13 protein-coding genes and 1 pseudogene are annotated in these 19,675 nt (G+C 38.3%); 3 read left to right on the plus strand and 11 right to left on the minus strand.

Going from position 1 to position 19,675, the window contains the following annotated elements; genetic code table 11:
* Positions 1–24: 24 nt before the first annotated feature.
* Complete coding sequence (locus tag IGJ37_RS11720) at positions 25–1,206, plus strand: hypothetical protein (RefSeq protein WP_002359110.1); 1,182 nt, start codon at positions 25–27, stop codon at positions 1,204–1,206.
* A gap of 100 nt (positions 1,207–1,306) precedes the next feature.
* Positions 1,307–2,746 carry a helix-turn-helix domain-containing protein gene (locus IGJ37_RS11725; RefSeq protein ID WP_002396642.1) on the plus strand — a complete coding sequence of 480 codons (1,440 nt, stop codon included), beginning with the start codon at positions 1,307–1,309 and terminating at the stop codon, positions 2,744–2,746.
* A 5-nt stretch (positions 2,747–2,751) separates the two neighbouring features.
* Here IGJ37_RS11725 and IGJ37_RS11730 read toward each other — a convergent pair whose 3' ends face one another.
* From IGJ37_RS11730 to IGJ37_RS11775, 10 genes are all read right to left on the minus strand, one after another.
* The gene (locus IGJ37_RS11730; protein WP_325815192.1) at positions 2,752–5,304 is read right to left on the minus strand and encodes a cation-transporting P-type ATPase; all 2,553 of its coding nucleotides are present in this window, start codon (positions 5,302–5,304) and stop codon (positions 2,752–2,754) included.
* A 149-nt stretch (positions 5,305–5,453) separates the two neighbouring features.
* Entirely contained in the window at positions 5,454–6,716 is a 1,263-nt protein-coding gene (sstT, locus tag IGJ37_RS11735; protein ID WP_010825531.1) for a serine/threonine transporter SstT, read from the minus strand.
* Positions 6,717–6,844: 128 nt separating this feature from the next.
* Positions 6,845–7,228 (minus strand): potassium channel family protein, encoded by a 384-nt coding sequence (locus tag IGJ37_RS11740; protein ID WP_002355036.1) that lies wholly within the window; start codon positions 7,226–7,228, stop codon positions 6,845–6,847.
* 101 nt (positions 7,229–7,329) lie between these two features.
* Positions 7,330–8,070, minus strand: coding sequence for a tRNA pseudouridine(38-40) synthase TruA (truA, locus tag IGJ37_RS11745; protein ID WP_002355033.1), 741 nt, complete (start codon positions 8,068–8,070; stop codon positions 7,330–7,332).
* Between the two features lie 111 nt (positions 8,071–8,181).
* A complete protein-coding gene (locus IGJ37_RS11750) occupies positions 8,182–9,963 on the minus strand; it encodes a hypothetical protein (protein ID WP_010830683.1) in 1,782 nt (593 codons plus the stop codon).
* 151 nt (positions 9,964–10,114) lie between these two features.
* Positions 10,115–11,041, minus strand: a complete 927-nt coding sequence (locus IGJ37_RS11755; RefSeq protein ID WP_002365315.1) for an anti-sigma factor — start codon at positions 11,039–11,041, stop codon at positions 10,115–10,117.
* A gap of 2 nt (positions 11,042–11,043) precedes the next feature.
* On the minus strand, positions 11,044–11,508 hold the full coding sequence (locus tag IGJ37_RS11760; RefSeq protein WP_070416085.1) for an RNA polymerase sigma factor: 465 nt from the start codon (positions 11,506–11,508) through the stop codon (positions 11,044–11,046).
* Between the two features lie 139 nt (positions 11,509–11,647).
* A complete protein-coding gene (gst, locus tag IGJ37_RS11765) occupies positions 11,648–12,157 on the minus strand; it encodes a DinB family glutathione transferase (protein WP_002361063.1) in 510 nt (169 codons plus the stop codon).
* Positions 12,158–12,196: 39 nt separating this feature from the next.
* Entirely contained in the window at positions 12,197–12,958 is a 762-nt protein-coding gene (locus IGJ37_RS11770; RefSeq protein WP_016626298.1) for a hypothetical protein, read from the minus strand.
* A gap of 33 nt (positions 12,959–12,991) precedes the next feature.
* Positions 12,992–13,693 (minus strand): hypothetical protein, encoded by a 702-nt coding sequence (locus IGJ37_RS11775; protein ID WP_002407861.1) that lies wholly within the window; start codon positions 13,691–13,693, stop codon positions 12,992–12,994.
* A 327-nt stretch (positions 13,694–14,020) separates the two neighbouring features.
* Between IGJ37_RS11775 and IGJ37_RS11780 the strand changes: the two genes are divergently transcribed.
* Positions 14,021–15,424, plus strand: coding sequence for a dicarboxylate/amino acid:cation symporter (locus IGJ37_RS11780; RefSeq protein WP_325815198.1), 1,404 nt, complete (start codon positions 14,021–14,023; stop codon positions 15,422–15,424).
* 70 nt (positions 15,425–15,494) lie between these two features.
* Here the strand turns inward: IGJ37_RS11780 and IGJ37_RS11785 are convergent.
* Positions 15,495–19,612: pseudogene (locus IGJ37_RS11785) on the minus strand (EF3023 family LPXTG-anchored polysaccharide lyase).
* Positions 19,613–19,675 lie beyond the last annotated feature (63 nt).

A 19,675-nucleotide genomic window follows, 5' to 3' on the forward strand; every position in this document is an offset into this window, starting at 1 on the left:
ATGTCATTTTTTTGGAGCGATCATATGAAAAATAAATCGATCAATTACGAAGCCGTTTTAGCTCTTGTTGTAAAAATTTTTTTGGGAATGTTCCTGTATTGGATCATGAATGGCTTTCGACATGTGTCTAACTTTTTTCCTTACAATGACGTAGTTACCAAAGTGAATCAGCAGGGATTTTACAAATTTATCTATTTTGTTATGAACTTCACGGAAGGGGAATTTTACGGTGGACTTTTTACAACGCTTTTCTTACTAATCGGCGGTCTGATTGCTTGGCAACTTTATCGGAAAAATTCAAAATGGCAGGGATTTGCAATTGCTGGTGGTTCTGGTGCTTGGCCTTGGGTACTTGCTTCTCAGCTACTTTCCCTCTTTTTAACTATTTATGTTTTTGATTTTACACGCTTTTTTACAAAAGAAGTGTTGTGGTTACCAACGTTTATTGTGGTGGTCGGCACGCCGCCAGCTTTAACGCTCGTTTATGGTCCTGGCTGGAAAAAATTAGGAACGATTTCTCTGTTGAGTGCGCTTTTCACCTTTCCGTTTGCCAATTGGCTGAATGCGCAATTGATGCCCCTTTTAAATGTACCTGGGACAGTTTCCAACGTTACCACAATGGCTTTTGTTGGCTGGATTGTTTCAGCCATCTGTCATCAACTTCCTTGGATGGTTCCTTCTGTTGCACCAATCGCTCAGAAGCGGCAAAAACAACCTAAAATTGAAAATACGCAAACCTTTCAATGGTCAATACGACGCACTTTTGCTGACTTCTCCGAAGCTTGGTTTTATGGAAATGAGTTAGTTGGAGGTTTGGTAATTCTAGGCGTTTTAACAGATTGGTTTGTCAATATTAATCATATTACAAATGGTTCTGGCTTGGTTCCTGACATTTTAATGGGACAAATGATTGCTTCGGCTGTTGGTGTTTTTCTTTATCGAAAACATTTCGCTGAAGAAGGTTGGTATCCAACGTTTATGCCACTGGTCAGCATTGTTCCTGGTGTGATTTTAATGATGGGTGGTGGCTTTTGGCTTTCCCTGACCATCGCCGTTTTAGCAGGAATCAGTGCGGCCCCTGTCGGTAGCTATATTGCTAAACGATTACCTCCGTTTGTTCCTGGTGCTGTCGGCTTTGTATCAGGGATGGCCGTTGTAACCATTTTATTGTCAGCCGTTTTGCATACATTTGATATTTTTGTATAGTGAATAAAAAGAAGCGAATGACGATTCGCTTCTTTTTTTAATTGACCAATCCCCTTTTTATCCGTATTCTTAAGCAAAAGGAGGTTTTGCCATGTACTCCATGTTAAAACGTGTGATAACGGAAAAAGATTTGCTTCGGCAAATTCGTTTGTTGGAACAGTTGTTAAATGTTCCCCAGCTGACAGCCAAGCGTTTAGCCACGCAAATCCAAACGACAGAGCGAACCGTTTTTTCGGATTTACAGTATATTCGCAGTCAATTACCCGCCGACTGGTCCATTGAAACCGATAGCAGTGGTATTCGGTTACGCAATCAGGGGAATGCGCAAACCAATGAGCTTTGGTCATTATTTTTACCTCAATCCATTAGTATTCAGCTATTAAAAGAGCTACTATTTACGAAAGAGTTAGTAACAACTTCTTTTTTGAGCACTAGTGGTGTTTCTTATGAAACTTTGAAGCGACATATCAAAAAAATGAATCAGGCCTTACGTGATTTTCATTTAACGATTCAACTAACCACGACGACCATTCAGCTAATCGGGGCAGAAAGTAATATTCGGATTTTTTATCATCGTTTGTTGGTGCCTTTTACTCATAATAATTATTTTTTTGACGATTATTCTATTCATGAGGAGCATTATTTTCAATTTTTGAAACAAGTTTACAGTAGTGAGTTGACGGTGGAAACGGAAGAAATTTTTGGCGCTTGTTGGTTTTTTATTAACACGATTCGCAACAAAGCCAATTGCCGAGTGAGTCAATTTTCTTTTGATTCAAAAGATGTCTTGTTTCAACTTTATCAACCGTCCTTGGCAAAGCTTTATGCTTCTGAAGGCATCTATTTGCAAGGAGAAGAAAGTTTTTTCGCCTTCTTTTGTTTCTTAGAAAGTTGGAATTACGATAATGTCTATGGCGAAACGTTGGCTTCTGCGCTCCACACTCATTACAGTCAGCTGCGAAAGTCGTTACAACAGTTTGTCACTAATTTGTCCACTGAAGAAGCCCGGCCTGATTTAATCCAAACAAATTTATTGGATAATCTGTTATTGTTATTCATTAAATATACCGAGTCCCCAACACTTTCTGAGCAATTTCAATTGGAATATCAAGAATTAATGACCGAACAAGCCGCAGAGGACCTTGCGTTATCAAAGAGCAACCAAGAACTTTTGGAGATTTTATCTCGCTACACCACGATTGAAGAACCGACTTATTTTCTTAGTTTGGCTTCTTTGTTAGAAAAACAAGCCAGTTATTCCATTCAGGCGCAAACGATGACTGCCTATTTCCTCTTTCAAGGGGAACCTGCTTGGAAAGCTTTTTTACAACAAGAATTAGCTGCTTATTTAGGTACTCGTGTGAAATTACAAGCTATTGAATATGTGGAACTAAGCCAGTTGACGTTAAATGAAGCCGACATAATTATTTCCAATTTTCCCTTGGATCATCTTGATCTTCCTGTCTTTTATCTCTCTTTAATTCCAACAAAAAATGAACTCCGCCGACTAGCAGAGCTCACTCTTCATTCTTATTTTTAAAGGAACTAGCGAGGACATTCGCTAGTTTTTTGGCTTTCTTTCGTCATGAATCGTTTGGTTATATATTTTTCCCCTTCAACAAGGAAAAACAGACTCACAACATGGGCGAAAATCATTGCTAATTGAAGGCCATTTAAAGAAGTTGTGCCAATTAATTGCTGCGCTACTGGCCAGTAAACTACTAGCGCTTGTAGTAAAAAGAGGATTCCTAATGAAGCAAACAACACTTTATTTTGGAAAAAGCCTGTGCTTAACGACGGATCAACCAACTTACGACAGTTGATCATATACGCTGCTTGCGCTAAGACGATACTTTGTAAGAGGAACGTTTGCTGTAAGGCTTGTCCCTCAAATTGTAATGCCATAAGGTAACCTGGTACCATAATGAGTACCGACACATAGACGATTCTAAAAATACTGTACTTTGTTAAAATGCCTTCGTTGACATCTCTTGGTGGTCGTTTCATGGTATCAGCACTCGCTTTTTCAAAACCTAATGCATAAGACAAAGTAATCGTAGTTACCATGTTTACCCATAATATCTGGACAGGTGTCAACGGTAGAGGATGATTCATTAAAAGCGCCCAGACAACAATTAAACCTTGTGCTAAAGAAGTTGGCAAGAAGAAAGTAATCGTCTTTTTCAAGTTATCAAAAATGCGGCGTCCTTCTTTCACGGCTTTAGCAATCGTATGGAAATTATCATCTGCCAAAACCATATCTGCGGCTTGTTTGGTTACTTCACTTCCTTTAATTCCCATGGCAATTCCGACATCAGCTTTCTTTAGTGCTGGCGCATCGTTTACACCATCGCCGGTCATTCCGACAATTTCGCCATTGTTTTGTAACGCCGTGACAATTCGTAATTTATGTTCTGGCGTCGTTCGTGCAAATACATCGACTTTTTGAACGTGCTGAGCTAATTCTTCATCTGACATAACATCAATTTCTAATCCTTCAAGGACTTTTTTCGTATGCTTTAAACCAACTTGCTCGCCAATGGCTTGCGCTGTATCTTTATGGTCTCCGGTAATCATTTTGACGGAAATACCTGCTTCTTGAGATTCTTTGACGGCTTGAATGGCACTTTCTTTTGGCGGATCGATGATGCCTGCCAGTCCAGCAAACGTCAATCCTGACAATGTTTCATGTGTCAGTTCCTGTTGTGACGTAACTGTCTTATAAGCGAAACCTAATACCCGTTGTCCTTTTTGCGCTAATTGCGCAGCTTGTGCTTGCCAAGCACCTTTTTGATTATCAGATAACGTAGAAAGTTGTAACAATACTTCTGGCGCACCTTTGACATAAATAATTGAACCTTCTGCTTGCGGATGGCGAGTGGCCATGTATTTGTAACTTGAACTAAACGGAATTTTCTTTTCTACAGGGCGTAAAGACAGTTGATCCTGATCAACATATTGTAATAAAGCTAACTCGGTAGGATTCCCTTGTAAGTCGGCGATTTTTTGTTGGTCTTGTAATTTCAATTCTTGACAGTTGGCCATAATCTCTTTGACAATGGTCATTTCTTCAGTCACTACATCCATTACCGTCATTTCATTTTTAGTTAGCGTTCCTGTTTTATCTGAACAGATAACTGTCATTGAACCTAATGTTTCAACAGAAGGCATGCCTTTAATAATCGCATTTTCTCTAGCCATCTCATGAACACCCATCGATAAAATCATCGTTAACACAGCAGGTAAGCCTTCTGGAATCATTGCTACAATTAATGCAATCATCGCAGAAAATAAGAGGCTCCATTCCATGCCATGACGAAAAGTGGTAAAGAAAATCAGAAACACGATCAAGACCATAATCCCTTGGAAAATTTGCTTGTTTAATTGGTGCATTTTCCGCACGAGCGGCGTTGTTTTTTGATCTACTGACTGCAACGCGTGATTAATTTTTCCAACTTCAGTGGAATCTCCTGTTTCTACTACAACGCCCAAGGCTGAGCCCGCTTGGACAAGAGTTCCTGAAAAAGCCAAATTCTTTTGATCGCCTGTTGGCAATTCTTCATTCAAGGAACCGGTAATTTTCTCCACGGCTTCTGATTCGCCTGTCAAAATTGATTCTTCAATCATCAGATTATGAACATCATATAAGCGCAAATCTGCTGGGACTACATCGCCAGCTTGTAACGTGACTACATCTCCCAGAACCAATGTTTCAGAAGAAACGGTTGTTTTTTGTCCATCAATTAGAACGACTGCCTCTTGGCCCATCATCTGTTTCAGGCCGTCTAATGATTCTTCTGCTTTACGCTCTTGCCAATAACCGACAAAGCCATTGACAAGTACCACTAGAAAAATGATACTTCCTTCGACCACTTCGCCTGTGGCAAATTTTAGAATTGCGGCAGCGAGTAAGACCACCATTAGTAAATCTGTAAAATGTTTGGCTAGCTTTTGCCACGTTTTCAGTTGTTGTTTTTCTTCAATTTTATTTGGACCATTCGTTTGTAAACGTTGCTGACGTTCTTCGCTAGAAAGACCCGTTTGCTTCGTCTTAGTCTGCTCGATTACTTTTGTTGAGGAAAGTTGATACCATTTCATTTCGTGTACCTCCTATTTACTTGATACCTTTATTATAGAGAGGATTTTCTTCACAAAATGGTCGATAATTTCAGTGGCCCCTGAAAAAAATGGGGCCGAGATTATAAAAGAAAGGAACAACCCGCATTTTAGCTGGTTGTTCCTTTCTTTTAAATATTTTCTTGTTCGACAACCAATTGACTTTTGCCAATTAACACTTTGACATCAATAATTTCACCATTTTTACGTCGGTCTGCTAACTCAACTGAGGTGGTAAACAACAAGTCACTAGAAGAGTTCAACGCTGTTTCAATGGAATCTTGGACTACGCCGACGATAAAGCCAACGCCGACGACTTGCATGGCAATGTCATTGGAAATGCCAAACAAACTACATGCAAGCGGAATTAACAACAAGGAACCACCAGCAATTCCTGAAGCCCCACAAGCAGAAACAGCGGCGATGATACTCAACAATAATGCTAAATAGATTGGCACGGACATGCCTAATGTGTGGACTGCCGCCAATGTCATAATAGTAATCGTAATGGCTGCGCCGCCCATATTAATCGTTGCGCCCAGCGGAATAGAGACCGCATAAGATTCTTCATTTAAATCCATTGCTTTCGCCAATTCCATATTAATGGGAATATTGGCCGCAGAACTACGTGTAAAGAATGCGGGAATCGCACTTTCCTTTAATACAAAAAAGACTAACGGATACGGATTTTGCCGAATATTCCAAAAAACAATCGCTGGATAAACGACTAAAGCAACCACGGCCATCGTACCAATTAACAATAATAGTAACTGACCATACTTGGCTAACCCTGCAATGCCTGTTGTTGCCACCGAATGAAACACCAAACCTAGAATTCCAATTGGCGCAATGCCGATAATCATTTGAACGACCGTGGTAATCCCTGTTGAAAGATTGGCAATCACATCCTTGGTAGCGACCGAACTTTGACGTAACCCAATACCGATTAATGAGGACCAAAATAAAACAGATAAATAATTGCCTTCAATCATCGCTTGAATCGGATTTTGGACAACGCTTGTTAACACATTGCTTAAAACATCACTAAGTTGCGTTGGGGCTGCTTGCGCTTCCTGCGCCGCCTCCAAGACAATCTTAACGGGAAACAGATAGCTTGCCGTCACGGCAACAACAGCTGCCAAAAATGTCGCTAACAGATACACAACTAAAATTGATCCAACATATGTTTTCGCCCCAGCCTTTTGTTGGGCTAGCGACGCAATAATTAAGACAAAAACTAAAATCGGCGCAATTGCTTTTAAGGCGCCCACAAACAATTCACCAAGAACGCTGATGAAGGTCCATTCTGGCACCAAGAAACCCAAGGTGGTTCCAATCACAATCCCTATCATGATTTTTTGAATTAACGATAATTTCCGAATCGCTTTGACCATTCACTTCACGCTCCTTTAAAATAAAATACAGTTTGGGACATACTACCATAATTATTAAGATAAAAAAAGAGTGTTTCTCAAAAAACTTTCATTTTTCGAGAAACACTTGGTCAACTCATCAATTTCGTCTATTTTTCTGAAGACTTTTCCGCTGAATGTTCTTTGTTTTTATGGTGATGGTGGTGATGACTTTGTTTAGAATACAAGTAGGATTTTGCTACGACCGAAATAAACATAGCCATAATCCCCAAGCCTACTGTAGCATAAACCATGGTGAAAATTTTTCCCAAGTCAGTAACTGGATGCACATCTCCATAACCAATCGTGGTTAACGTCATGAAACTTAAATATAACGAATCTAATGGCGACAATTTTTCCACTGTTGAATAAAAAATAGTCCCACTCAACAACGTGGTTGCCAGTAAAAAGAACAAGGCACGAGTGTCTTCTTTTTTTAAGATACCTAAAAAAGATGAAAATAGTTTTTTGACAGAAATAAGTAAAGATAGCAAAAAAATGACCTCTTTCTATTGTTAATCTCTTCTTAACGTTAGCACTTTTTAGATGAAGTTCAACTTTTTAATTGGTGTGGTTAAAGAAAATTTATTTTTTGTTATTTATAATACACTTCATCTAAAAACAACCCTTGTGCAGGAGCCGTTTCACCTGCGCCTTCTCGGACTTTTGTTGCGAACAATTCATCAATTATCGCTAATTCTTTGGTGCCTGCACCAATTTCTAAAAGTGTCCCAACGAGGATGCGGACCATTTTATGCAAGAAACCATTGCCCACAAAAGTGAACTGTAACATTTCGCCGTTTCTTTCAATCGTAATCTTTTCAATCGTTCGAGTAGTCGATTTTTTGGTTTTTTTCAATGCTGAAAAACCAATAAAATCATGGGTCCCTATTAATTTTTGGCAAGCTTGTTCCATTTTTTCTTGATCCAACGCTTTGGGAAAGTGAAAACTATGATACCGTTCAAAGGCATTAGGAATTGGGCTATTCCAAACATAGTAGCTGTATTGTTTGCCTGTAGCGTTATACCGTGCATGAAAACGTTCAGGCATTTCTGTAACTTCTTTAACAACAATATCGCCAGGTAAATATCGATTTAAAAAGGATAACATTTCGGTTGTTGTTAGTGAACTAGTCGTTTTAAAATTCGCTACTTGACCACGTGCATGCGTGCCGGCATCCGTTCTGCCTGAGCCAATAATTTCAATCGGTTCACCCGTCATTTGTGTTAAAATACTTTCAATTTTCCCTTGAATCGTTTTCTCTGAATTACCTAGTCGTTGCCAACCTGAGTATCTTTTACCATCGTATTCAATGGTTAATTTTATGTTGCGCATGGGCGAAGCTCCTTCGTATTCTTTTTCTCTATTATCATAGCAGAAATAAGTGGATTTTTCTTCTTTTCCAAGAATAAAACACCTCTTTTCTATAGAAAAGAGGTGTTTTATTTAGTTTAATCCTGCAATTTTCAATTCTTCAACATTCGCTGCTTTAGCATTTTCAGTCACTACGGCTTTAAATGTCACTTGGTCGCCCTCTTTTAAGAATAGCGCCAGCGGACTGTTATTAGTCGTTACGCTAAAAATGGTTTTTTCATCTTCTAGTAAAAATGAAACTACCGTTTGCGCTTCCCCAGCTACTACTGAGACACGAGCTACTTTACCTTGCATCGTTTTCAAGTTGGCTTTGTCTGTATTTTCATTGTTGCTTCCTTTGGTTACTAATTCAATTCGATAAGCGTCTAATGCGCCTTGTGCCGTGTCTGCATCAATCACAATATCATTATCTACGGCGTTTATATAGACATATTTTTTGAAAATCCCTTTACTGTCCATTAACGAAACAATCCACGTTGGCACGCCATCAATATTATAAAGGACTGGCATACTAGCTTTCCATTTCTTTTCTGGATAAATTTTTGAGGCGATAGAAATGGCGCCATCACTATCCATAATGCCGACTTTAGTATCACGATAATACGTAACTTGGCCTGTTCGGGCATTGATTAAGGAGTAACCTAAAGCGGAATCTTGGTCTTTTTCACTACTTGTAAAGTCCGTAAAATAAAGCAACTGGTTCCCTTCCTTGTTCATCATCGGCGTAATTTGTCCTGATGCATAAATACCATTTTCAGTTGGAATTTTGACATCTTTTTTGGCACCAAACATCGTCTGGTTCCACCAGCCTTGACTGTAACGACCAAAGAATTCATTTAAGCTATTCGCCGCTGAGCTAGTAATCGGCGCATCAACGAAACTTGGGGCTTTTTGACTGTCATAAACGTTAACTTCTCCTGTTGTAGCATTTAATACCGCCGTTTTAAATTCATTATAGTGCATGCGACCAGAAACCCCATACTCTTTGTAAAGCGTTTGAATATAGTAAGGATTCCCTTGGTCGTCCAGCTCTAAATTGATTGTGCCAGTTGCTGCATAACCTGGATAAGCGGAATAAATTTTTCGTGCGGCATCTTTGCCAAAGTAAGCTGAAGGAGTATAAACAATTGGTTTTTCTACAAATTCTGGCTGTGCGTTGATATCTGTCGCACTAATGATGAAATAGCCAGGTACTTCCCCCAGTTTTAGCCATTTAAAGAAGCCATTAAATTCGACTGTTGCTACATAAACATACTCGCCATTGACAACTTGTGCCGTTATACCATCCAAAGTAAACATATTGGAATTGGGAATGACGGAAAATTTCTGTAACATTTTTCGTTTCGCCGTTTGTGGTGCAATCGCAATGGGTGTTTCTTTCGCCGAAGTTAAAACTTCAGCTTTTTCTTCCGTTTTTAAAGGAATCGTTTGATAAATTTCATCAATAGAAGAGATTCTGGTAATACTACTGACAACAGTCAATAAAATCATTGCCAAAACGGCAACACCCAAAATTTTGCCAGACCAGTCTTTGTTAGCCGTTTTGTTGGTATTCTTTCCTACTTCTTTGCGGCCCTTTTGGATACCAGGAACTTCGACTTTACTAGCTAAGCGTGTACTTAATAACACCCCACTAGCAATCACTGCGCCAATCAGATTAATCCATAACACGGTTGAAAGATTTTTACTTGGCAAAGTCACAAATAAAAAGATACCTAACAAGAGCAATTCCATCACCATTAATAGAATGGTCCCCTTACTCTTTTTCCCTTTATTCGCTACAATTTTGGCGCCATTCGCAACTAAGATCCCGATACCAAAAAATAACGTTAACCCAATAAAATTAAAAAACATTCACTTGCCCTCCTCATAGATAAGTAAAAAAAGTGCTCCCACGCATTGTAGAAGCACTTCCTGTGATCCATTCTATTATAACGTTTTCTATTTTTACTGACAATATCGTTGAAGCAAAATCAGTCGGAAGGCTTAGAGTTTTGAAGAACGTTTATTTCTCTGGCTGAATATAAGGAACGATAGGTGCGGTCACGCCAATTGAAGCCCCACGAACAAAAGGTTCATTTTGTAAGGCTTTGAAATTTTTGGTTTGTCCGGTGAGCATGACTCCCCAAATAGGTAATTTTTCGACTTTTTTATTTTTATTTTGTTGGATAAACTTTTGGCCTTCTTGGTTGTCAGCAAACATGGGGGATTTTTCTAAGGTTTCAAAAAAGTGTTGCTTGTCGTTTTCAGGATCAAATATTTCATTTTGATCGTCCATGCTTAATTGAAAACCATAAGGCAGCGTACCAGAAGGCCCCTCTTTTTCATTAACCGTTTCGGAGTAAACATAGAGCCAAACTAAGTTGACATTGCTCGGTAACATTTTGCGGACTTCTTCATATGGATAAGGTTTATCAAAAGAAATCGCCACTTCCGCTACTTGGTTTTCCATTTTATCTAATTCACTTAATTCGTTTTTGATACCACCATAGTAATTGGTAATCGCTGGGTTATAAAAAGATGCTACTTTCTGCTTGGTTTGTCGGTTGTATTCATAAAAATTCTTAGAAGAATAATAGCTACCAGGATAGACTTCATTCCAGTCAATCGAATTTCTGAAAAAGCTATATCTGCTACGTAAATTACTCCACTCCACCGTGTAACCATCAATATTTTTTGAACGATTAGTTACAACTTCGCCCCCAAAAGGCGAACTATTAGCAATTACTTGGGAATCTAATTGAGTGTTTGGTGAAGCAATCATTTCTTGATCATTAATTACTTCTAGTAGGGTATGATAGTTTTTCGTCGAAAGTTTATCCATTCCCACAAAAAAACCGACAAACAATACGGCAAAACTAACAACGGTTATGGCACCAATCACGATAAATTGTTTTCTTTTCGCTTTACGAATACTTTTTTTTAAATCCACTTCTATTCCTCCAGTTCTTTTTTTAATTTTTGACGTGTGCGATACAATTTTTTGCGAACATTTTCAACAGATAATTCTAAAATCAACGCAATCTCGGCATACGATAATTGATAATAATATTTCAAAAGTATTAGTTCTTGTTCCTCATCTTTTAAGGAATCAATCAATAATAATAACTCTTGCCCTTCCATTTTTTCTATTGATTGCACAGGATGGCTGTTTGCCACAAAAGTGCGTTCTCGTTTCTTTTTTCGATACATCGTAATGTAGTAATTAAATGTTACTCGGAAAAACCACGGGCGTAGATTTTCTGATGTAATTTCAGGTAATATTGAAAAAATCGTTGTATACGTTTGCGACACTGCATCTTGTGCATCTTCAAGACTTGCTCCTCGGCGAATCAAGACTTGGATGACTTCTTGCCCCAAAGAAAATAGTACTTCGTCAAAATTTGCCTCCTTTTTCATCTGATTTCTCCTTTCACTTATACAACGTTTCAACTAGGGAAAAAGTGGACAGTTCTTCGTTCATTATTTTTATGTATTTTTTCTCTCAATAAAAAATACTCCTGCTTAGGCAGAAGCATTTTTTGTTTTTGCTTATTTATCATTTTCCAATGACTAATCTTCGTGTATAAACGGCTTGCCCAGAATGCATCACTGCATCATCAATCGCTGAAACTAAACGCACTTGTCTAGTCACCGGCGGGGTCCAATTTTTATCAATCACGTCTGACAATTGTTCTTCTTTGATTTGGTCTAAATAGCTTTTGGTAAGTGCCACACTGGCAGCCAAATAGTCACTAAGCAATTGCTTTTCTGCCACCACGACTTTCGCCGCTTCTTCTGGTGTGTGATGCCAGTCTTCTGTCTCATCTGGCAAATCCAAGGCAAATTTTTCTGTCCAGTGTTGGCTAAGCCATAACGGTTCACTATGATTAAGTGCGGAAATTTGTAGGTCTAATTCTCTGGCTGTGTGCCACATCAGCCAAGTAACAGACTTGATTAATGGAGCGGGCATCGTGTTTGCTTCGGCAACGGTCATTTGCGCAAGTGTTTCTTCAAAACGTTCATGCGCTCGGTCAAGGGTTTCACTAGAAAGTTGAGTGACTTTCATAAAAATACCTCCTTTGTGTTGGTGCCTGTTCTTTCGTTTCTATTTTCTATTATACTGCAAAAGAATCCGTTGTAGTTCTTTTTTGGCTGCGGTATCTGCAGAAAGGGTAAATGTTTGAATAGGCCTTCCATTTTCTTGCCGATTGCCTTTATCATCCATCTCATAAAAACCATCTGTAAAAGAACCACTACTGTGATATTCATAAATTTCACCATCATCACCAAGTAAATATTTTATAATTGGTTTTCCTAAATCAGCAACTTCATTATAGCCTGCTGCTAAAGCCGAAGTCATTACTTTATCAGACTGGCCCAAGGTGCCATCTTTCGAAGTATAAAATGTTACCCCACCCAAGGCTTGAATAGAGTAGCTATTTTGTCTAGATGAATCTTGCCGCTGAACTAAAATAGCTTGCCAATCTGGTGTTAATGCATACCAATCACCTTTACCACTAGCTCCATGATCAAAAAATCTAGTGGTAACAGCCATTCCACCAATTTCTGCTCGCTTACTAGCCCAGAGCAGAAATTCATTAGTTATTGCTCGCTTCTCTGACTCCGTATAATTCCTTTCGTTTAATCTTGTTGAACTATTTTGCTGTGAACTCATTGTTTGAGGTATGGTTTTCAAACTCTCTTTACTAATTTTTGTTGTTTGGGTTGTTTTGCTGGAACTTTTTGTTTGTTTTTCAGAATTTTTTCCACCAGTAACAATAATAAAAATAAGTAACCCAATAATGACTAGTAGCAGTATAATCACAACAAAGAAGTATTTATTTTTTTGGTGACGATGATTAAACATACGCTTTAACTCCTTTTCTAAATCAGTGCTCTATTACTTTATGACAATCTGATCCGCCACTCGATTCATACTACTTAAATCACCCACATCAAAAAAATTTTTCCAAATTTTATTCATATTAGCTTGTCCCAAGTTTATCGCTGTTGGTTGAGCGGATGAATTATCCAGTTTCGTTTTAACAACATAATAGTAAATCATTTCACCATCACGTCCGAACGCATAGATTTGCGAGGGAACACCGCCAACACCTTGTATATTTTTCCCAGTTGCAAAAAACATTTGATCATTTTCACTAGTGTTATCACTTAACTTACTACTTACTTTGGTTAACGTTATAGTATTCATATTGGATAAAGCAATCTCTTGAACTGATTGATTCGAATTTTCTTGAGCTGGATAGCCATTAAACCGCCATCCTGAAGGCGCACCCAAAATAACTAACGCCGCACGTTGGCTAGTGGAGAGTTTTTTTACTGCTTCTGCAGCCACATTTTCTTCATCTGAAATAGTAGTAACTGCTGAACTACTTTCACTTTCTTTCACCACTGAGGTACTTGAATAACTGCTAACGGTCTTTGTCGAGGAAGATGGTGTTGCATCTACTTCTTCTACCGTCTTTCTTTTTAAATTTGTTTGCCCATTCACTAAGATGAATACTAATAATCCAATAATAACAATTAATAATCCAATCACTATTCCTAAATACTTGTTATTATGATGTCGATCACTTCTCATTAAAAATACTCTCCTATCATATAGAAAGGTAATATTTCCTTTCACTTATTCTACTAATGATTATTTTAACACAATCATTAAACAAAAAATGAAAAACGTCTGTTTCTTTCCTTTCATTTCTTCAAAAATAACACCCCCCTAAGTAAAAAAGAATTGACAATTCTCGTAGTTTCCCTTAGTATGTGGAAAAGTACCTTTAAGATAGTCCGAGAGGCTAACAAGGCAAAGTTCTGTAAAATTCTGTATTTTTGTATAGTGAATGATACGAGATGTCTTGCCCTTTTTTTGTGTGCAAGGCTTTTTTTGCGCGGTGCTTAATCAATTTATTTGGGAGGCAACAAAGTGGAAAAGAAAAAACGTGAAGTGAAAGGTATCTCATTTACCAAAAAAATGGTGATTTCATTGGTGGGAGGTTTAATCGTTGGGCTCGGCTTTTTATTTTTAAGAGAGCACCTTATTCGCAGCAATCAAGGCGCTGTGTGGCAGACAATCAATCAGATTCTTTTCCAAGATATTTCAGATCCTGAAAAAGGACAATCTGCGATTGGGCTTTTCTATATTATTGGTCAACTATTTATCAACGGCCTACAATTAGTAATTGTGCCGATGGTCTTTACTTCAATTACTTTAGCCATTTGTCATATTACCGATACGCAAAAATTAGGACGAATTTCTTATAAAACGATTTTTGGCTTTTTATCGATGTCACTGATTGCTCTATTAACGGCTGGAATTGTGGGCTATAGCGTATATTTAACTGGCGCTTTTAATGTGTCGTTATCTGAAACGCTAGCTCCTGTCGAAGTAAGTACGAGCGGCAACCCATTAATGGTGATTGTCAATGCTGTCACGAAAAATATCGGTTCTGCATTTAGCGACAATGGTGCAATTTTAGCCGTTGTTGTGTTGGCAGTGATTACTGGTTTATGTATTAATGCATTAGGGGGTAAAATTCGTGTTTTCAAAAAATTAATTGAAGAAGTCAATGCGATGGTCACGTTATTTTTAACCTTTGTAATTACTAAATTTGCTCCTATCGCCGTCTTTATGTTGTTAGTTCGGACGTTTGCTTCTTACGGGATTGATTATTTAAAACCAGCGTTAGTCTACGTCGTAACAACGACAGCGACGCTCTTAGCCTTTTTGATGATCGGTTACCCATTATTTATCTTATTTGCGACAAAATTAAATCCTGTTCCTTTTATTAAAAAGATTATGAAAGTTGTGGTCTTTGGATTTTCTACTTCTTCTTCGGCAGCCACTTTACCGTTAAATACAAAAACAACGGTTGAAGAGTTAGGTGTCGACAGCGATGTTGCCGCCTTTGTCTTGCCGTTAGGAATGACTATTAATATGAACGGCACAGCGATTATGCAAGTAATTGCGGCTATTTTTGTGGCGGGCGTAGCTGGTTATGAAGTGACACCAGCTAATATTGCCTTGATTGCCATTTTAGCTTTAATGTCATCTATTGGTACACCGGCGGCACCTGGCGCTGGCGGAATTATCCTTTTCACTATTTTAACTGGTTTAAACTATAACAATGAGATTGCGATTGCGACGTATTCATTGATTTTAGCCATTAATCGTCCAATCGAAATGCTCGTTACTAGCCTAAACGTGGTTGGTGATAGCGCCACTGCGATTTATGTCGCACATTCGGAAGATTTGTTGGATGAAGCCACTTATCTGACTGATGTCGCTGACTTGCAAAATGCGGAAGCGGAGTGATTAATGAAAAAGCAGACTTCTTGTATGGAAGTCTGCTTTTTCATTATGTTTTTAGTGAATCCGTAATTTTTTACTTCTTCGATTTACTTTTACGAAAAACTAAAAGACACCCACTGGCGATAACTAGAAGACCAATAATCACAAGCGCGATTGATTTCTTTTCTCCTGTGCTCGGCAAAAATTGGCTAGCTTTTCTGAAACCACCTTGGCTTGATGGCTTAACTTGTTTCGTACCAGTTTGATCAACTCCCGCACTAGTATTTAAGTGTCCATTATTCCCCCCATTTTTTTGTTCCTTTTTATTTTCCCCACTATTTTTCAATGTTAATTGCTCCACCGCCGAACGTAGTTTTGCTTCTGCTTGGTCTACTTCTGCTTGCGTTGCTGTTGTTTGATCTGCCACAGTTTGCGCTTGCTTCAATGCTTCGCTGTAGACTTTCCAGCTGCTTGCGGTGTAGTCTTTTTCTTGGTTTTTCTCATTTTCTTTGATGATTTTCAACAAGTTGGTTTTATCTACTTCTTTAGTTGGCACTTTTGCCAATTGCTTCACTGCCGAGCGTAGCTCTGCTTCTGCTTGGTCTACTTCTGCTTGTGTTGCTGTTGTTTGATCTGCCACAGTTTGTGCTTGTTTCAATGCTTCACTGTAGACTTTCCAGCTACTTGCGGTGTAATCTTTTTCTTGGTGTTTCTCGTTTTCTTTGATGATTTTCAACAAGTTGGTTTTATCTACTTCTTTAGTTGGCACTTTTACCAATTGCTTCACTGCCGAACGTAACTCTGTTTCTGCTTGGTCTACTTCTGCTTGCGTTGCTGTTGTTTGATCTGCCACAGTTTGTGCTTGTTTCAATGCTTCGCTGTAGACTTTCAAGCTGCTTGCGGTGTAGTCTTTTTCTTGGTGTTTCTCGTTTTCTTTGATGATTTTCAACAAGTTGGTTTTATCTACTTCTTTAGTTGGCACTTTTACCAATTGCTTCACCGCCGAACGTAGTTTTGCTTCTGCTTGGTCTACTTCTGCTTGTGTCGCTGTTGTTTGATCTGCCACAGTTTGTGCTTGTTTCAATGCTTCGCTGTAGACTTTCCAGCTGCTTGCGGTGTAGTCTTTTTCTTGGTGTTCTTTTTGTTCCTGAATTAATTTTTCTAACGCTTCTTTCGTTACTTCAGGAGTTGTTTTAACAGTGATTGAACGCGAGCTGCCATTTAACCCCGCACTATTTAAAGTGATAATATTTTGGTCAACAAAAATTTCTGGGTCCGCTGCGACTACTTCAAGAATGCCCTTATCAAATTCAATAGAAACGGATGCATTATTTTGTAAAGGATTCGCAAGAGTTAAGCGATAAACACCGTTATCAATTTTTTCTGAAATAACCGACATTGGATCATACGCATACAGTCCTGCAATTTCTTGGTCATTATTCCATGTATTCATCATGACATAATTACCTGCTTCAATGGCTTGTAAGTTTGCTGTATTTTCTAGAACAGTATAGCCTTTGTTTTTAGAAAGAGCTGCGATTTCTTCATTCGTTTTCCCAACCACTGTTAAATATTCGTAAGTACCATTTTCAACAGTCTTGCCATAATTTTTACTAATTTTAGCAAATGTATTTGTATAGGTTTTATCATTAACAAAGTATTCGTTAATATCTCCGTAGCGACCAGAGCGTTCTTCTATTTGAACATCAAGCGTATTCATTGAATTAGGAAAAACATAGCCAATGTTATTCAATGGATTCGCTGCGCTTAAACTAATCCAAGAATTATCTTTGTCTGAACCTTGGTTAAGCTTCACTTCCTGTGGATGAATCATCCGATTATCGAGGATTGTTTCAATCGAAGCATCTGTCGTACCAGTAATGCCACTTCCCAAATTAATGATTTGACCATCTAATAAGAACCAAGATTTTTTAGCAACTAAGTTCATTCCTTCATTACTTTTATCTAAAAACATTCCTATAGAGGCAACCTGTCCATTATTTGAGCCACCTACCCATGACTGGGGACTGCGTTTCCCTGTATAAGCACCATTTACCAATTCTCTTGTGTCAACTGTCGTTCCTGGTAATCGATATGGATCGATCGTTGCCCAGTATCCTTCATCAAACTGAGCAAAGTCTTGATTGTATAAATAAAGCATGCCGTCTGCTGTATGCCAGCCTTTTTTATTTTCCGTATTCCCAAATTCATAGTTTCCGACACGTTGTGAATACATACTGATACCCACCGCATATTCGTTATTTTTCTGTAGGACTCGATCCATCGAACCATATACATTTAAAGATTGCATTGGTGTCGCTTGGGCAGGTGACGCACTATTCACCACATTTTTCAAGTCAATTAACGCTTCAAAATCTCTTGGTTTTTTAAAGAAATGATAGTATGACCCACTTTGTTGAAGCCACGTTTGGATAGATGTATAAATGTCATTTCTTAAATTTTCTGGTGCAAATTTTGCAATTAAGGTTAAATTAGCTATTGTTTCTTTACCCGATTCAAACTCTGTAGTAAAAGGATTCGTTTCTGGCGCTCTGGAAATACTTCTACCAGAAACCATCGATGGCATTTTTCCATTTACCATCAATTGTAAGTAACCTTTATCAACAACATTAAATAAATTACTAATGTTAGGGTCATTCATCTCCCAGTCGGAACCTTGTAAAATAGTCTGAATTCGTCCAAACCCTTTTAGCAACTCATTCCCGTAACTGCCGTTGTACGGAAAATAACCATGTTGAATCAAGGAACCATCAGGATATAAGCCATCACCAGAGGAAACACTTTTTAAAACGGACGGAACAGCTTCTTGTACTTGTACTAGGCGTTGATTATCTTCTAACAAAAGTCCAGTACCTAAAACGGTGATTGAAATATCTGTTAAGTTAGCCCCTGTTGCACGATAAATTGGCCATTGTATGTTTGGATCTTTTGCATACAGCATCAGCGGAGCAGTAAATTTATTTAATTTTTCTGCATCTGTATTCAATAGGTCATCATGTAATAAAATCAATGTATCTGTTAGCGGCTGCGCGGAACCAATTTGCCAATCCCACCAGTTACCTGTGTAATACGTTCCATTGTATTTTTTGTATCAATCATAAATTCAATGCCTTTAACAATCGCATCATAAACTTCCGGTTTTTCAAAAAGCTCACTTGATGGTTCATAGTAGCCTAACGCTAATTTTTTAATATTGGTAAATTGAGTCGTGTAATCAGCAGACACTGTATCCGATGGTTTTCGTTCCCACAGATACCCACGATCTGCTACTTGATTAAGCGTTTGCCACAATGCTAAACTCTCCGTAGCAATCTGGGCACGATACTGTTGCACATCTGCATCGTTATCATACTGCGTTGTACCTAACAATCGCATTTTCCATTTTGCTCGCATTTCCGCATATTGTTTATTTTCTGCTACAACAGTCACAGGAATTGTATCACTAATTTCTGTTCCTTTAATTTTGACTGTTACTTTCGCTTCACCACTCTTAACTGCTGTTAAATTACCCGTTTGGTCAACCGTCACAATGGTAGGATCACTACTTGACCACTCAATCTGATCCTCTGTGATATCTACTCCAGCTGGTGACACTTCAAAGGCTAGCTGTTGCTTTCTTTTTTCACTAATAGTCAGGTTCTCTGTTAAAAGTTTAATCGCTTCTGGCAGTCGTTTTTTTTCATATGCTTCAAACGAAATAATACTTGAACTGTAAAATTGCTTATTTGTGTGTTGCCACATTTTCATCTGCTGATATTTTACAAAACGTGCTTGTACATTATTGCCATCAATATATTTTTTAGTAGGTTGGCCACCTTTCCCATTCTCTTCTTTAAAGATAGATTGATAGCTTTCACCATCTGTTGAAACTAAGATTTCATACACAGGACTTTCTGCATGCAACTGTAAAACGAGTTCGCCAATGTTTTTTACTTCACCCAAATCAACAATTAACCATTGTTCATCTTGCTTATCAGCGGACCAGCGTGTTGTTTCATCGCCATCAACAGCTTTTTCGCCAACAAATTGAGGGTATTTCCAATTCTCTCCAATTTTTCCTCCTTCTACACCAGAATATGTCACTTCTTTTTGTAAAAATAAATCAGTTATTTCTTCTGCAGATGCACTCATCGCAGTTAGCGAGAAGCCTGTAAGCATGAAAGCAACAACGACTATTATTTTTTTAATTATATTTTTCCCCATATCTTTCTATTTTTAAGCAACCAATCCGACTTTTCCAAACACTTTTTTCTG

Origin of the sequence: Enterococcus sp. AZ104, assembly GCF_050546705.1 — a bacterium.
Taxonomy (GTDB): domain Bacteria; phylum Bacillota; class Bacilli; order Lactobacillales; family Enterococcaceae; genus Enterococcus; species Enterococcus faecalis.